The sequence below is a fragment of the Thiohalocapsa marina genome (assembly GCF_008632335.1).
Taxonomy (GTDB): Bacteria; Pseudomonadota; Gammaproteobacteria; order Chromatiales; family Chromatiaceae; genus Thiohalocapsa; species Thiohalocapsa marina.
Map to the genome: position 1 here is coordinate 97,615 of NZ_VWXX01000004.1, position 15,668 is coordinate 113,282.

At 69.1% G+C, this 15,668-nt stretch carries 10 protein-coding genes; 3 read left to right on the forward strand and 7 right to left on the reverse strand.

Features of this window, described 5'->3' with window-relative positions; translation table 11 throughout:
* Nucleotides 1-23 precede the first annotated feature (23 nt).
* The gene (locus tag F2Q65_RS04520; RefSeq protein WP_150090867.1) at nucleotides 24-1,073 is read right to left on the reverse strand and encodes an SAM-dependent methyltransferase; all 1,050 of its coding nucleotides are present in this window, start codon (nucleotides 1,071-1,073) and stop codon (nucleotides 24-26) included.
* Nucleotides 1,074-1,426: 353 nt separating this feature from the next.
* Here F2Q65_RS04520 and idi point away from each other — a divergent pair, with 353 nt between their 5' ends.
* Nucleotides 1,427-2,020, forward strand: coding sequence for an isopentenyl-diphosphate Delta-isomerase (idi, locus tag F2Q65_RS04525; protein WP_150090869.1), 594 nt, complete (start codon nucleotides 1,427-1,429; stop codon nucleotides 2,018-2,020).
* 95 nt (nucleotides 2,021-2,115) lie between these two features.
* The gene (gene ubiT, locus F2Q65_RS04530) at nucleotides 2,116-2,673 is read left to right on the forward strand and encodes a ubiquinone anaerobic biosynthesis accessory factor UbiT (RefSeq protein WP_150090871.1); all 558 of its coding nucleotides are present in this window, start codon (nucleotides 2,116-2,118) and stop codon (nucleotides 2,671-2,673) included.
* Here ubiT and F2Q65_RS04535 read toward each other — a convergent pair.
* The 3 genes from F2Q65_RS04535 to F2Q65_RS04545 form a co-directional block, all read right to left on the reverse strand.
* The gene (locus F2Q65_RS04535) at nucleotides 2,670-4,049 is read right to left on the reverse strand and encodes a c-type cytochrome (protein WP_150090873.1); all 1,380 of its coding nucleotides are present in this window, start codon (nucleotides 4,047-4,049) and stop codon (nucleotides 2,670-2,672) included. The two genes, ubiT and F2Q65_RS04535, sit on opposite strands and share 4 nt — an antisense overlap.
* 72 nt (nucleotides 4,050-4,121) lie before the next feature.
* Nucleotides 4,122-5,336 (reverse strand): BPSS1780 family membrane protein, encoded by a 1,215-nt coding sequence (locus F2Q65_RS04540; protein WP_170265518.1) that lies wholly within the window; start codon nucleotides 5,334-5,336, stop codon nucleotides 4,122-4,124.
* Between the two features lie 40 nt (nucleotides 5,337-5,376).
* The gene (locus tag F2Q65_RS04545; RefSeq protein ID WP_150090877.1) at nucleotides 5,377-7,236 is read right to left on the reverse strand and encodes an SEC-C domain-containing protein; all 1,860 of its coding nucleotides are present in this window, start codon (nucleotides 7,234-7,236) and stop codon (nucleotides 5,377-5,379) included.
* Nucleotides 7,237-7,391: 155 nt separating this feature from the next.
* Here F2Q65_RS04545 and F2Q65_RS04550 point away from each other — a divergent pair, with 155 nt between their 5' ends.
* Nucleotides 7,392-12,527 carry an nSTAND1 domain-containing NTPase gene (locus F2Q65_RS04550; RefSeq protein ID WP_150090879.1) on the forward strand — a complete coding sequence of 1,712 codons (5,136 nt, stop codon included), beginning with the start codon at nucleotides 7,392-7,394 and terminating at the stop codon, nucleotides 12,525-12,527.
* A 104-nt stretch (nucleotides 12,528-12,631) separates the two neighbouring features.
* Here F2Q65_RS04550 and F2Q65_RS04555 read toward each other — a convergent pair whose 3' ends face one another.
* The 3 genes from F2Q65_RS04555 to F2Q65_RS04565 are packed head-to-tail and all read right to left on the reverse strand — an operon-like array spanning nucleotide 12,632 to nucleotide 15,650.
* Nucleotides 12,632-13,003 (reverse strand): hypothetical protein, encoded by a 372-nt coding sequence (locus F2Q65_RS04555; protein ID WP_150090881.1) that lies wholly within the window; start codon nucleotides 13,001-13,003, stop codon nucleotides 12,632-12,634.
* 3 nt (nucleotides 13,004-13,006) lie between these two features.
* Complete coding sequence (locus F2Q65_RS04560; RefSeq protein ID WP_150090883.1) at nucleotides 13,007-14,131, reverse strand: phytoene/squalene synthase family protein; 1,125 nt, start codon at nucleotides 14,129-14,131, stop codon at nucleotides 13,007-13,009.
* Nucleotides 14,109-15,650 (reverse strand): phytoene desaturase, encoded by a 1,542-nt coding sequence (locus F2Q65_RS04565; RefSeq protein WP_150090885.1) that lies wholly within the window; start codon nucleotides 15,648-15,650, stop codon nucleotides 14,109-14,111. The genes F2Q65_RS04560 and F2Q65_RS04565 overlap by 23 nt, the downstream gene beginning before the upstream one ends.
* Nucleotides 15,651-15,668: the final 18 nt, after the last annotated feature.

Here is a 15,668-nt window from a genome sequence, read left to right on the forward strand (position 1 = left end):
GCATCCGGCCCGGCCCCGGAACTTCATGTGGCCGGGCGCTCGAACAGGTAATGGCCGATCCACCATTCCTGCCCCTTGCGAAGCCCGAAGAACTCGGCACTCCCCATCAGGAACAGACGCCAGCGCATCCACCAGAGGGCAGCCTGGTCGCGGCCGTAGGTCTGCTCCAGCACCGGCCAGACGGTTTCGCGCCGGGCATCCATGCGCGCCAGCCAGGCGTTCAGCGTGCGTTCGTAGTGGCGGCCGCTCCAGCGCCAGCGCTGCAGCAGCCGCAGCCGGTCCTGGAAGTGCAGCGGCAGGTCGTCGCTGGGCATGATGCCGCCGGCGAAGAAGTAGTGACTCATCCAGTCGTCAGGACCGGTGTCCTCGTACGGGAACGGGTGGGCGCGATGGCAGAACACATGCATGAAGAAGCGCCCGCCCGGTCGCAACCAGTGGTGCACCCGCCCGAACAGCTGCCGCCAGTTGCGCATGTGCTCGAACATCTCCACGGAGACGATGCGGTCGAAGCGCGCGTCGATGTCGAAGCTGTTCATGTCGGCAGTGATCACGGTCAGATTGCCGAGCCCAAGCCGCTGCGCTTCGGTCTCGATGAAACGCCGCTGGGAGTTCGAGTTCGACACCGCGGTAAACCGGCTGCCGGGAAAGCGACCCGCCGCCCACAGGCTGAACGAGCCCCAGCCGCAGCCGAGTTCGAGCACGTCCATGTCCGAGGCGATGCCAGCGCGCTCGGCGGTGACCGCCAGCGCCGCCTCCTCCGCCTGCTCCAGGCTGTTGCTGCCGGGCGACCACAGGCAGCAGCTGTATTTCCGCCAGGGCCCCAGCACCAGTTCGAAAAAGGCCGCCGGCACCTCGTAATGCTGCTCGTTGGCCCGTTCCGGCAGCGCCGCCACCGGTGCCGCATCCATCATCGCAATAAAGGCCTGCTTGTGCTCGGCCGCCTTCTCGCAGTCGCTGGTCGGCAGGTCCGCCAGCATGCGGCGTACCCGATGGCGAATACCCATTCGCACCAGGGGGTCCGGCACCCGGCCGCGCTCGACCCAGTCGACGATCTTGGCTTCCAGCAGAGACATCACTTCCTCCAGGACAAGACAAATGTTACGGCGATGGTCGTTGACAGGTCGGTCTTCGCGGGTCCGTGAACCAGTATTTGATGCTCGCCGGACAGATTCAACGTGTTCGCGAACCGGTTCGGAAATCCGGGCTTGCAACCGCCTGTCCGACGCCGAAGCGGGTTGCCTTGTGCCTGGTCAACGCCGATTGACAAAGGCATTGTCAATCTTGCTTGTCGCCAGCTGGCCTTTATGCCAGCATTTCCGGCACACCAGCAAGCGCCCGGACCAGAGTCCCGGGCGGCGACCTGCGCCGCCACCCGCCACGACGGCCGGGGCATGCGGCCAAGGGGTTCCGGCATGGAGATCGACGATTGAGCAAGCACAAGACCGTTTCCTTCGACAACGAGCCGTTGATTCTCGTCGATGGCGAAGACAATGTCACCGGCTACGAGACCAAGGTCAACGCGCATCTCGGCAACGGCCTCCTGCACCGCGCGTTCTCGATCTTCCTGTTCACCGACGACAACAAGGTGCTGCTGCAACAACGCAGCGGGACCAAGCCCCTGTGGCCCCTGTACTGGTCCAACAGCTGCTGCAGCCACCCACGCAAGGGCGAGACCTACGACACGGCCGTGCATCGGCGCCTGCGCGAGGAACTCACCATCGACGCGGACCTGGTCTATCTGTACCGGTTTCGCTATCAGGCAAAGTTCGCCGAGATCGGCTCCGAGCACGAACTCTGCTCGGTCTATGTCGGCAAGATCCCGGCGCCGGTGCGGGTGGACGTCAATCCCAGCGAGATTGCCGCCTGGCAATGGATGGACTGCGATGCCGTGGACCGGCTGATCGAACAGCAGCCCGACCAGGTCACCCCCTGGTTCGTGATGGAGTGGCAACGGTTGCGCAGCGAATACCGCGACACCATCGCCACGCTGCCGTCACAGAGCATGATTTCCGCCGCCTGAGGCCGCTGCCTGAAGCCCCCGATAGAAGGCTGCCTTCAGGGATCGCCTGGCCGCCTGCAACGCCCATCTCCAGCCCGCCTGACGCTCAAACAGCTATGTCGCCTGCCAGCCAAGACCTCTCTCGCTCACCCACCCTGCCGCGGTTGCTGACGCTGCCGCTCGGTTTCGTGCCGTCGCGCCTCAACAGTGCGGTGCTGGCGCAGATCCTGAACCGCGTGTTCAAGGCCGAACTGGCCGACGGCGAACTGGACTTCCTGGACCAGCGGATCATGCTGATCCGGGTGCTGGACGCCAGGCTCAGCTACCGACTCACGCTGCGCAACGGTCGGCTACAGGCCGCGGCCCCGGTCCATCGGCCGGCCGGTCATCCGGCCGCGGGTGGTCCCGTGCGTGATGAGGATCTCAGCATCGAGGGCAATACCTACGAATTCCTGCTGCTGGCCACCCGTCGCGAAGACCCCGACACCCTGTTCTTCAACCGCCGGCTTCGCCTGGGCGGCGACACCGAGCTCGGGCTCTACACGAAAAACTTCCTCGACGGGCTGGAACTGGAGCAACGCCTGGGCCCCCTGCTGAACGTGCTGAACCAGATGACGGACATGCTCGGCCGGCTGGGCAGCGGCCCCATCGGCCGACCAGCCCGGCGGGGCTAGGGCCCCGACGACGCAGCCGCGGCGCGGATGTCGGCAACGGCGTCGGCGGTCACCGGCGGCGCATCGTTGCCCCAGCTTGCGCGCAGGTAGCTCACCAGCGCGGCCACCTGATGGTCGTTCAGCAGCTCGGCGAATGACGGCATCACCACATGGGCCGAGTAGGCAGCTGCGGACGCCGCCGGTGCCCCGAGCAGGATCGCCCGTATCGCCTCATCAGGCGAGGCTGCGATGACCGCGGCATTGCCCCGCATGGGTGGCACATAGGGACCGAGGCCCTGGCCATAGGGCCGATGACAGGCGCTGCAGTAATCGGCGTAGAGTCGCCAGCCCCGGTCCGTGATATCGGCATCGGCAGCGGTCGACCGCGCGGTGCCGACGTCCCCGGGTGCAGGTGCCTTCAGATAGACGGCGATGGCGCGCAGGTCGGACCGCGCCAGCCACGCGAGCCCGGCGTGGGTCGTACGTCCGATCTCTGCCGGCGTCATGATGACAGCGGCTGCCGCCGGGTCGGAGTGCATACGGGCGTCCTGATCAGCAGTATCCTGATCAGCGGCACCCGGGCCGGCACCCAGAACGGCGGCCAGGGCGTCGACGGACAAGCCTTCCACGACCTCGGCCAATGCCGGGGCTGACCCGGCGCCGAACCAGTCCGCCAGGGCGCCGTCGGCATCCGATGGCAGCATCTCCGCCGCGCGCTCGCCCATGTCCTCGCCGGCGGCCGTGGGCGCACCGTGACAGGCCGCGCACCGGCCCGGTCCCTGCACCAGATAGGCGCCGCGGTTCCATTCGTCGCTCATGGCCGGATCGGCGCGCCATGGGCGGCTGTCGAGATGCAACGCCTGCCAGCCGAACAGCGTCTCACGCTGGTCGAGGGGCCAGCGCAGCCGCGTCGGCGGGGCGTGGTACGACGCCGGCGGCAGCGAAAACAGGTAGTCCTTGATGGCCAGCACGGCGTCCTGGGGCATGCGCGCATAGAAGGCGTAGGGAAAGACCGGAGAGTACGGCAGGCCGTTGGGGGCCACGCCGTCGTGCATCGCCCGCAGGAAGTCCTGATCGGAGAAGCGACCGATGCCGGCCTCCCGCGACGGGGTGATGTTGGGCGTGTAGACGATACCCGCAGGCGTCTGCAGACCCAGGCCCCCGGCGAAGGGCTCGCCGCCCGGTCGGGTATGGCAGTCGGCGCAGCCACCCGCCCGGGCCAGATAGGCACCGTAGGCCAGCCGGGCCTCGGAGACCCGAGGTGCCGTTGACGGCGCGCTTGGGGACACTGTCGGCAGCGGTGAGGATGCCGGCGCCTCGGCAGTCGCGATGGTGGTCGGCACCAGGCAGTGGATGCCCAGCAGCATCCCGGCGGTCAGGGTCGGACGAAGCCCCATGATCATGATCTCCGGCAGATGGGTTGATGCGCACCCTGCGTCTGGATCGCGCAGCGGTCAGTGGGTCCGGCGTCAGACCGGGCGCGACGGCGTCGGCAGACCACCATAGAAAATGTCCCGGTAACCGACATAGATCGAGGCCAACAGGATCGGCAGCACCACCAGCAGCCCGAGAAACATGGGGATCGAGCCCAGCACCACCAGGGCCATCAGGACCAGGCCGTACAGCACGAACGGCATCACGTTGCGCCAGCAGGCGGTGAAGCTCAGCTGCATGGCCGCCAGCGGCGCCATGCGCTCCAGCACCACCAGCGCCGGTGCAAACCAGTAGGCCATGATCACCGGTACCAGCAACAGCATGATCAGCAGCAGCGCCGACAGCAGCAGCGGCCCCATGGTGGCCATCAGCAGTTCAGGGTCCTGCTGCTCCAGCACCGCCGCATCCATGCCGCCCGCCAGGGCCCCGATGATGCCGACGCCGACCCCGGCGACGATGGCGACCACGAACACCCCGACCAGATACAGCGCACCGACGGTGACCAGACGTCCGGCATGACCGCTGGAGAAGCCGTCGAACAGGGCGTTCATGCGAAAGCCGCCGCCACTGGCCTGGGCATGGGCGCCCAGCATCAGACCACCGAGGAACACCGGCCCGATCAGGGTGCTGACCAGGCCGCCGATCATGGGCACCAGGCTGATCAGACTGGACAGGACGAACAGCGCCGCGGCGGCCCCGATCCAGGGGATGGGCGCCCGCCGGAACAGCTCGAATCCGCCGACGATCCACTGCCAGCCATTGCCCAGGGGCACCGCGCGGACGCCGCCCCTGTGGGTCCCCGGCCCGGCACCCGCTCCGGCATCTCCGGCGCTAACGCCAGCCCCGACGCCAGATCCAATCCCCGGCTCGCTCCCAGCTGGTCGCGACGGGGCGGGTGGCGGCTCGGCACCATGACGACCGGGCTCGGCACTGGTCGCGCCGCTGAATGCACCGGCGGATCCGCTGGCGGACGAGGCGATGGATGGGCTGGCTGCATGCGGATCGACCGGCGTGCCGCTGGGTTCCACCCGCACCTCCAGTCCGATCTCCTCCAGGATCTCGCGATAGCGCGCGGCATTGGCCTGGTCGATCTCCTGTTTCAGCACCCGCGCGCCCCCGCCCAGCAGCAGTTCACGCGCCTTGTCTTCCGCGACCTTGAAGATGGCGGCGAAATCACGCACCGTCTGCTCCGCGCTCGCCTGCGGCTGCAACGCGCCGGTATAGACCACCTGATACAGCATGCCCATCATCTGCCTCCCATCGCTCCCGCACCGCCTCCGGCCTGCGCCGTCAGGCCGTCTGCCGTTTCATCCACGCCAGCAAACCCGGCTCTTCTTCCCAGACATCGCGCATGGCCTGCCGGTAGAGCCAGGCCTGGTCTTCCGTGCCGGGGGGCTGATCGCCCGTGCCGGCGGACTGGTCGTCCAAACCCGGGGACGGGCGGCCATCGGCCCGGGCCGGGCGCTTGATGCGCTTGCGCAACAGAAAGCGCGGAATCTGCGGCAGACGCCCCACGGCATCGCGTAGCGCCCTGGCGGCGCGCTCCTCGCGGCCCAGGCGGTACAGCGCCAGCACCTCGCCGTAGGCCAGATCGGCCAGTCGATCCGCCGGGAATTGCCGCGCCAGCGCCAGGGCCTTTTCGTCTTCGTGCCGACGCAGATAGTGATTCATCAACTCGGCGCGCACGCCATGATTATCCGCCGGATTGAGCTCGAGCAACAGTTCCAGCACCGCCGCGGCCTGCGCCTGTTCCGCCGCCTCGGCATACTGCAGGTAGAGACGGAACAGCAGACGCAGCGTCGCGCGGTGCTGAGCATCCTGCCAGCACAATGGCATCGGGCCGGAACCGGAACCAGTCAGGCTGTGCCGAATCAGCGCCATGGCCCGTTCCAGCAGCGGCCGGTAGAGCACCCGGGCCACCCAGGGCAGGCTGCTCTCCGGATGCCCGTAGATGGCGGTGGCGACATCGTCCAGCACGTCGAGGCTGTCCGCCGCCTGTGGCTGCTGCTCCAGCAGCCGCAGCCAGGCATCATCCTGCCAGGCCATGTCCAGACCGGCGACCGTCAACTGCGTCGACAGGGGCTTGCCGACAGGGTACAGCGCGCGCCAGCGCTGCTCCAGATGGTGCAGCGACGCGGCTGCATCCAGGGGCGGGAGCGGGCGCCCGGCCATGTCCGCGACCCACTCCCGCAGGCGCAGCAGCAGCGGGTCCATGAATGCCAGCTGGCTCTCCACCAGGGCCTCCTGCGGGTCGACCCGGACCTGCTCCAGGAACAGCAGCACCGGGCTGTCGGCCTGACCCGCGCGTCGCAGCTTGTGTTGCCAGAACAGCGCGCGGGCGCGTGCGTGATCATCGCGATGCTGCGCGGCCAGCAAGGTGATCTCCAGCAGGGCTGTGCCGGGGTTGTCGGGGCCATGGCGTTGCGCCAGCCGAAAGGCCTCGAATGCGGTGTCGAAATCGCCCTCGTCCATGGACTGGGTGCTGAGCCGCTGCCAGGCCGCGGACTTGAGCGGCGCGCAGCCTTCCTCCGCGACGCGCCGCAGGAACGCCGGCTTCTTCTTGTGATGGTCCAGCGCGTCATAGGCATCGCACAGGGCGTCCAGCGCCGGCTCGTAGCGCGCATCGAGCCGCCGGAGATCGCCCGCGAACAGCGGCTCCAGCAGGGCCGGGACGCGGCCGGGGTGGTCCGCCTCCAGCCAGCGGTCGGCCACTCTGGCCAACAACGGGCCCGGTACCACACGCGCCTGCAGCGCGCGCCGCAGCTGTGCGTCGGACAGCGCCTCCAGCAGCGCCTCCCACACCAGGTCTGCCGGCAGTTCGAACGCCTGCTGATCGGGCCCGCAACAGTCGCCGTAGCGCGCCCCTGAGCCGCAGGGACAGGGGGCCGCATCCACCAGCCGGGGCACCGGCATGGGTCTGAACCCATGTTCCGGCCGGGGTAGCAGGCGCCAGATGGCAACGGCCAGCAGGACGCCCAGGCGGCGCAGATCCTCCGCGGCCAGTTCATCGTCCGGATCGGCCACCGCGGGCAGGGTCTGCTGCACCCAGTCCAGGAAGCGATCGAAGTCGCGATGCCTCAGGATATGCCGCACCGCAGCGCCGATGAGCTGATCCATGCTCAGCGGTGCGGACTGCTCGTGCAGGTTCATGCCGACCCCCGTCTCTGTGACCTCCCGACATGCGGGATTCGGGGATTTTACCCCGAGCGACCGGCCGACTGTCGAGCCGACTGCGCTATAGTCCGCACATCAGTCGCTTCAGCCGTTGCCATCGAGACTTCGGTCCTCGCGGGTCGCCAGAGTCCATGCCAGACAACCGGGTACGCATCTTCGTTTCATCCCCCGCCGACGTGGAGCACGAGCGCGCCACCGTCAAGGCCGTGGTCGAACGCCTGGCGCAGGAATACATCCCCTACTTCACCCTGCAGACCGTGCTGTGGGAAGAGGAGGCACTCACCGCCGATCGCACCTTCCAGGCCGGGCTGACGCACCCGTCCGACTGCGACATCGTCCTCGTCATCCTGTGGACACGGCTCGGCTCACCGTTGCCACAGCAGCCCTACCGCGGCATGACCGGCACCGAGTGGGAGTTTCTCAGTGCCGTTGAGGCCTCGTCCCGCGACGGGCGCCCGGAGGTACTGGTGTACAAGAAGACGGCGGCGAAGCTGGTGGACATCACCGACGCCGCCGCGGCGCAAGAGGCGATGGAGGACCGACGCCGGCTGGAGACCTTCTTCCGCGAACACTTCTTCAACCCGGACAACACCTTTCGCCGCGCCTTCCGCACCTTCGACAACGACGCCGCATTCCGCGAGCTGGTGGAGGTGCAGCTGCGCAAGCTGCTCAACCGCCGCATCAGCGCCGAGCGGCGGGCCGCCGCCGGCCCGGCCCACTGGCAGGGGAGCCCGTTCCGACCGGACCGGCCCTTCGAGGTGGCGGACGAGCGGGTCTTCACCGGCCGCGAGCGCGAGATCCGCGAACTGCTCGGCCGGCTCGAGGCCCGCCGCGCGGACGAACCCGGCTTTCTGCTGCTCAGCGGCCCCGGCGCCGCCGGCAGGACCTCGCTGCTGCGCGCGGGACTGGCGGCACGGCTGGCGCGGCCGTTCCTGTTCGAGCGGATCGCCGGCGTGCGCTGCGTGCTGACGGATCCCCTGGCCGATGCGCCGACGCCGCTGGGCGCCCTGGCCGCCGGCCTGTGTCGCACCGAGGCCCTGGGCGATCCGCTGTCGCGCTTCGGGCTGTCGGTGGCGCAGTTCGAGCGCCTGCTCGCCGGCGAACCGGAGCTGGCGGCGCGCCAGATCGAAAGCGCACTGCACCAGCTCACCCCCGCCAGCGCCGACCCGGATGCCTCGATCCGGCTCGCCCTGATCCTGGACCCGCTCGAAGATCTGCTCGAAGCCAACGAACCGGACACCTTGCAGCCCTTCGCCAGGGCCTTACGCGCCCTCGCCGAGATCCCCGCCATCTGGGTCGTCGCATCCTTGCGCAGCGACGCCCTGCCCCGCCTCGCGGCGCTGGACAGACTGCTGGAGCTGGTGACGCCGGCGCGCTGGATCGAGCTCGAGCCCCTGCCGACGGCGCGGATCCGGCAGGTGGTCGAGATCCCGCTGCGCATCGCCGGCATCGAGCCGGAGTCGGGGCCGGAACCAGAACCTGAACCGGAACGCGAGCGGGAAACCGAAGCGGCCCCTGAGCAACGCGCGGTGCCGGGCCGGGGGTCGCGCCGACGGTCCGTCGGGGAGGCCCGCGGACCGGGTCTGGTCGAACAGATCGAAGCCGAGGCGTCGCGGCTCCGGCTCTGGGCGCCCCCGGTGCAGGGCCTGCTGGACCGGTTCTATCGCGAGGCACTGGGCCAGGCCGCCCCGGACGCCGACCCGAGCCTGCCGATCCCCATCTCGACCCCCAGCCCAACGCGGACCCCAGCGCTGGGCGACGCGCTGGCGGGCCAGGTATTGCAACGGGCACAGCGGCTCTGGAGCGGGCTCGACGACCGCCAGCGCGCGGCCCTGCCGCGGCTGTGTCGGGCCCTGATCGGCCTGGATGCCGACGGTCTGCGGCCCGTCATCCGGCAGGGCGATCTGCGGGCGCTGCGCGCCGATGCCGACTGCGCTGCCCTGCTCCGGGCGATGATCCGCGCGCACCTGGTCATCGCCGAGGGCGTGCCGGATCCGACCCGGCTGGTGCCCTGCGAGCAACCGGACGAGCGCCTGCTGGGCATCCTGCAGGGGGCCTGGCGTCAATGGTGGCGCGACTGGACCGCGCACTGGCGCCCACCACAGGAGCGGCCGGCGGCCGCGCAGGACCCGAGTGCGCAGCCAGGCGCCCGGCCGGAGCGGACGCTCGCGGCGGCCGCAGACGGCCCCGCCGAGGCGCCGGCAGTGGACCTGGCCGCCTACCATCCGGTGGCCAGCTTCAGCCATCCGGCCCTGATCCGGCACTGGCCGCCGGTGCGCGACTGGCTGCGCGATGCCGACAACCGCCGGCTGTTGCAGGTTCGCGGTCAGCTCACCCGGCAGGCGCTGTTGTGGAAGCGCACCGACTGCAACCGCGAGTATCTCTACGGCGAACTCAGCCATGCGGCGGCCCGGCGCTTCGCCGACCCCTTTGCCGGAGAACTGGAGCCGGTGGAGCAGGAGTTCCTGCAGCGCTCCGCCGCCCAGATCGGCTTCGTGCGTCGCCGCAACCGGCTGGTGCGCGCCTTCGGCGTCATGTTGCTGGCGCTGCTGGTTGGCGCCACCGGCGCGGCGGGCCTGGCCTGGCAGGCGTCGCGGGATGCCCGGATCAACCTGCACCGCGGCCAGCTCAAGGAGGCGGACCTGCACATCACCCGCGGTAACACGCCGCAGGCGGTGATCCAGGCCATCGCCGCCGGCGAGGATCTACCGCACCAGGCGGTGCAGACCCTGAGCCTGGCCTTCAGCCGCAATCGGCTGCTGGCCATGGCCAGGTCCGGTGACGCCGACCCCGGTGATCCGCACCGGCCCGCCTTCGACGCCGACGGTACCTTGCTGGCCACCATCACGCCGCAACAGGGCGCGCAACTGTGGCGCCTCACCGATGGACGCTATGTGCCCGACCAGGCGCTGCATGGCGACGGACTTGGCCTGCACAGCCTGGTCATCGCCACCGACGGCACGGTGTTCGGCATCGGTCCCGCGGGCATCTGGGCACTACCGGCAGAGGCCGAAGCCCCGCCGCGCTATCCCTGTGGCAGCCCGCCCGGGACCGCCCTTCGGCTGGATGCCGCGCGTCGCTACCTGGCCCTGGGTAGCGCGGATGGCGCGGTCTGCGTGGTCGACCTGCAGCAGCCCGGCCGCGTGCTGCTGCAGCGGACATTCGACGAAGGCGAGATCCGCGGCCTGAGCTTTTCGCCCCAGGGCGACCGGCTACTGACCGCATCTGCTCTTGGCCGGACCCATATCATCGACCTGCGCAGCGGCGACATCCTGCACTCGCTGCCCGCCGACGGCCCCCTCGGGCGCCCGTTCAACAGCGCCGTGTTCGACGCGGCTGGCGAGCGCATCGCCATCGCCGCCGTCGATGAACGCGTGCGCCTGTATCACGGCGACGGCAGGCCCCTCGACGAGCTCGCCGAAAGCGACATCGGCGGTGAGCCGTTCAAGATCCACCGCACCGCGGTGCGCGAGGTGGCCTTTGCCCCCAATGGCGCCTTCCTGGTGGCGGCGGACGACCAGGGTCAGGTGGTGCGCTGGTCGCTGGACGGTTCGCGTCAAGCAGTGGTGCTGGGCAATCACGGGCTCAGCATCACCAGCCTGGCGATGGGACCAGCGCCGGTCGGCCCGTCCGAAGAGACCCTGGTACTGACCGGATCCCTGGATCAGACGGCCCGGCTGTGGGGCCTGGAGACCGGCAAGCCGCTGGCGGTACTGGGCCACGACGGCGCCCTGAGCGCCGCCGCCTTCAGCCGCGACGGCAGCCGTGTGCAGACCTTCTCGCGGCAGGACGGCAGCGCGCGCCTGTGGAGTGTGCGGCCCGGATCCCGACTGGCCTTCGAACTGCCCCACCCCGACCATGTATGGGATCTGAGCCTGGCGATCGCGCCGCCGGAGCTCGCCCATTCCGGCACCGGTGCGGATCCCGGCGAGGGCCCCGGTGAAGACCCTGGCGTGGCCAACGGCATGCAAGCTGAGACGCCGCCAGGCACAACCCTGCCGCTGCTGTTGGCCACCGCCGGCTATGATGGCGGTGTGCGCGTCTGGCGCTATCACCGCGCGACGCCGGGCGCCCTGCAGACACCCACAGCGTCGTCGCCACGACCATCGAAGGCGCAGGCGAACACCCAGACCCAGCCGCCCCCGGAGCCGTTGCTGAACCTGCAGGCCCATGCCGATCGGGTACGCCAGGTCCGCTTCTCCGGCTCGGCGCGACGGCTGGCCTCCGCCGCCTACGACGGCACGGCCCAGGTGCATGACCTGATTTCCGGCAGCACCTGCGTGCTACCGGTCACGCCGGACAACGACGCCGGGCGCGTCTACAACGCCCTGTTCGGGCCCGACGAGCGCTGGCTGCTGACCACGTCGGATGCCTCGGCAGAACCGGTGCGGCTGTTCTCCATCGCCCGCTGCGCCCCCATCGATGCCGGACCGGCGTTGACCCATGGCAATGTCGGGGTCACCGCCGCTGCCATCCGCGCCCTGGATGCGAGCACGCTGATCGCCACCGGCGACGAGGACGGCACCCTGCGGCTGCTCTCCCATGACCCGGCCGCCGGCGATGCGGCCTCCGGCTGGTCACGGCGCTGCGCCCTCGACCTCGGCATCGGCCCCGTCGGCAGCCTGACCCTGTCCGGCGACGGCCGGCTGCTCGCGGCGGCCGGCAGCGACAGCCGCGCGGCCCTGGTGCACATCGATCCGCAGACCGTCGACTGCCGCCTCGGCGCCTATCTCGAAGGCCACACGGGCCGCGTCTATAGTGTGGATATCGCGCCGGACGGGCGCCGGATACTCACCGGCTCGCTGGACAAGACGGCCCGGCTGTGGGGGCGTGACGGGACCCCCCGGGCGGTGTTGCGGGGACACGAGGACCGCATCTATCGGGCCGACTTCAGCCCCGATGGCGACTGGATGCTGACCGCCTCCCGCGACGGCAGCCTGCGACTATGGCGCGCCCCTGGTCCCGGTGGCCATGCCGGTGCCCAGTCTGATTTCCGGGATGGCTCCGAATCCGGTGACATCGAGCAGATCAGCACCTTCCTGCCACTGCGCGCAGACCTGGGCGGCGTCGCCAGCGCGGCCTTCAGCCCCGACGGCCACTACATCGCCGGGGCCTACTGGGAGAATGCAGCGCTGCTCTGGCGCATCTGGACAGAGGAGCAGACCGTGCCGCGTACCCGTATCGAACGCTGGGGCCGAGAGCGGGCGCGGCTCGCCCTCATCGACGAGGCCTACCGGTTTCGCGCCGCTAACCTGGCGTCGCCCTGAGGAAATGCTGATTTATTCAGCATTTCCCGTGCGGGGCAGGAGGCCCCCCGTTTTCGAATCGCGTGCTGATCTTTGGCCAGGATGGCCAACAAATCAGCGTCTAATCAGAGACGCGACAGGTCGAGGCCGAGCCGGCTGTAGGCGGCGCGCATGACCATAAAGACGCTGTAGGCGATGGCCAGCACCACCAGACCGAACAGGTCGAGGAGGGAGAGGTGCTCGGATAAGTCGGAGAGGAAGTAGCCGCCCACCAGCAACAGCGACGCGAAGGCGCCGTACATGGCATAGAACGGCAGCATGGCGGTGCGCATCCGCAGCAGCGACGGATCGATGTTCGACTCGCCGTCAGCGGCGCCATTCGGACCATCGCTTGCAGCCAGGGCCCGCGCCTTCAGCACGCGCCGGCGGTGATCGATGGCCCTGTAGATCAGAAAGGCGCCAAACAGCAGGCAGACGACACCCAGATAATAGCGCATGGCTCAGCCTCCGTTACGCAGGGCGGGCAGCATGTCCTCGTTGCGCGCGGCAGCGAGGCGATCGCGCTGCTCCAGGGTTTCCAGCAGATCCAGCACCCAGACCACCTTTTCGCCGATCCGCTTGCGCGGCGGGGCGGCCGCGGGCCCCGCCAAGCGCCCCCCACGGCGCAGGGCCGCGGGCACCGGGGCGGCGGCCACGGCCTCCACCAGGAACCGGTTCTCCTGCAGCGGCGGGGCGTCGCACTCGCCCCCGGGGAAGGGGGTCACAGCCACGGCCTGACTCAGCAGGCCGATCTTGCGCGCCGCCGGCACCACAGCGCGCCGGGATACCGAATCATAGCCGTTTCTGGCCACTTCGTGGCCGATCTCGGCGTAGAGCAGGCGCGCGGCATAGATGCCCGGCCGACAGCTCACGGGCAACCGGGCGATGCCGGACTCCGCCCGCTGATACAAGGTCTCGGCCAGATCCAGCGTGCGCTGGATCACTGAACCCAGGGCATCACTGAAGACCGGATCCGCCAGGAACTCCTCGGGCTCGATGCCGGCCTCACGCAACCAGTCCAGCGGCAGATAGATGCGACCGTTACGGGCGTCCTCGCCCACATCCCGGCAGATGTTGGTGAGCTGCATCGCCGAACCCAGATCGCAGGCACGGGCCAGCACCTCGGGCGAACGCACCCCCATCAGCGCCGCCATCATGGCGCCGACGGCGGCGGCCACGCGCGCGGAGTAGTCCAGCACACCGGAGATGTCGCGATAGTCGCGACCATCGGCATCCCATTCGAAGCCTTCCAGCAACGCCTCGGGAAGCTCCCGCGGCATCGCGAAGCACTCCACCGCGCCGGCAAAGGCCCGATCCACCGGATGCGCCATGGGCCTTCCAGCATAGACCCGATCCAGGCGTTCGCGCAGCTGCGCCAGGCCAGCCGCACGATCCTCCACGCAGTCGATGGCATCGTCGGCGATGCGGCAGAAGGCGTACAGCGCCGAGGCAGGCTGACGAATCCACCTCGGCAGGAAGAACGACGCGGCAAAGAACGACTTCGAGCCGTTGCTCAGCAACTGACGGCAGGCGGCGATGTCCGCCGGCTCGGCAAAGCAGGGATCAGGAGGCAAAAACAGAGGCATCGGGGACCACCGTATCGAGGACGCGCGCAGTGGAGATAACACCGGGGACACCGGCGCCCGGATGGGTGCTGGCGCCGACCATGTAGAGGTGCTCGACCTCTTCGCTCTTGTTGTGCGGCCGCAGCCAGGCACTTTGCAGCAACACCGGCTCGAGACCGAACCCGGCCCCCTTGAACGACAGCAGGCGGTGCTGGAAGTCCAGGGGCGTGGTGACGAAGGATGTGACCAGCTGATTCTCCAGATCCGGCAGCAGGGTGTCGGACAGCCGCTCGCAGATGGCCTGACGGTAGGGCTCCGCCCGCTCGACCCAGTCGGCGTCGCCGTCCAGGTGCGGCACCGGCGCCAGGGCGTAGAAGGTATCGCAGCCCGCCGGCGCCAGCGCCGGATCCGTGGCCGTGGGCCGGTGCAGATAGAGGCTGAAGTCGTCCGCCAGGTGCTTGCGGTGGAAGATGTCATCCAGCAGGCCCTTGTAGCGCGGGCCGAGCAGGATGGTGTGGTGCTTGACCTCGGGATACTGCCGCCGGGTGCCGAAGTACCACACGAACAGGCCGGTGGAGTAGCGGGCGCGATCGAGCCGACGATCGGTCCAGTGCCGGCGCTTCACGCCGGGCAGCAGGTTGCGGTAGGTCCAGGCGACATCGGCATTGGAGACGACCACATTGGCCGGGATGCGCTCGCCGTCCGCCAGACGCACGCCGGTGACGCGGCCCTTGTCGACGGTGATCTCCGCCACCTCGGCATTGAGTCGCAGCGTGTTGCCCTGGCCCTCGATCAGATCCGCCATGCCGCGGGCGATGGCGGCGGTGCCACCGATGGCCGAATGCACACCCCAGTGACGCTCAAGATAGGAGATCAGCGCATAGATGGAGGTGACCGAGAAGGGATTGCCACCGATCAGCAGCGGATGGAAGGACAGCGCGACGCGCAGATGCTCGTTCTTGACATAGGACGAGACCATGGAATAGACGCTGCGATGGCTCTTCAGCGCGACCATCTTCGGGATGATCTTGGCCATGTCCTGCCAGCGGGTGAAGGGCACATGCCCCAGCTGCTGGAAGCCGACCTGGAAGATCTTCTCGCTCTCGGCGATGTAGCGGTCGTAGCCGGCGACATCGCCGGGGGAGAACTTGGCCACCTGGCCCCGCATGAAGTCGGCGTTGCCGTTGGTGTCGAACTCCGCGCCGTCGTCGAAGCGGATGCGGTAGAAGGGATCCATCGGCCGCAGGTCGATCTCTTCGTCGAAGCGGCGACCACACATCTGCCAGAGCTCGTCCAGCAGGAAGGGGGCGGTGATGATGGTGGGGCCGGCGTCGAACTGGAAGCCGTCGCGCTCGTGCATGTAGGCGCGCCCGCCGGGCTTGTCCAGCTTCTCGAGCACGGTGACCCGGTAGCCACGATATCCGAGACGGATCGCCGCCGCCAGACCGCCGAAGCCGCTGCCGATGACCACGGCATGGGGCCTTGCGCTCCCGCCACTCTTCCCTGCGGTACCTTGCGCCGGGGCGTTTTGAGGAACCATCGTCACGAGTGTCAACTA

Bases quoted from the DNA above. Each gene is read 5' to 3' on its own strand.
- F2Q65_RS04565 (WP_150090885.1), bottom strand. From the start codon at position 15,650: ATGGTTCCTCAAAACGCCCCGGCGCAAGGTACCGCAGGGAAGAGTGGC.
- ubiT (WP_150090871.1), top strand. From the start codon at position 2,116: ATGTCGCCTGCCAGCCAAGACCTCTCTCGCTCACCCACCCTGCCGCGG.
- F2Q65_RS04555 (WP_150090881.1), bottom strand. From the start codon at position 13,003: ATGCGCTATTATCTGGGTGTCGTCTGCCTGCTGTTTGGCGCCTTTCTG.
- F2Q65_RS04520 (WP_150090867.1), bottom strand. From the start codon at position 1,073: ATGTCTCTGCTGGAAGCCAAGATCGTCGACTGGGTCGAGCGCGGCCGG.
- F2Q65_RS04550 (WP_150090879.1), top strand. From the start codon at position 7,392: ATGCCAGACAACCGGGTACGCATCTTCGTTTCATCCCCCGCCGACGTG.
- F2Q65_RS04545 (WP_150090877.1), bottom strand. From the start codon at position 7,236: ATGAACCTGCACGAGCAGTCCGCACCGCTGAGCATGGATCAGCTCATC.
- F2Q65_RS04535 (WP_150090873.1), bottom strand. From the start codon at position 4,049: ATGGGGCTTCGTCCGACCCTGACCGCCGGGATGCTGCTGGGCATCCAC.
- F2Q65_RS04540 (WP_170265518.1), bottom strand. From the start codon at position 5,336: ATGATGGGCATGCTGTATCAGGTGGTCTATACCGGCGCGTTGCAGCCG.
- F2Q65_RS04560 (WP_150090883.1), bottom strand. From the start codon at position 14,131: ATGCCTCTGTTTTTGCCTCCTGATCCCTGCTTTGCCGAGCCGGCGGAC.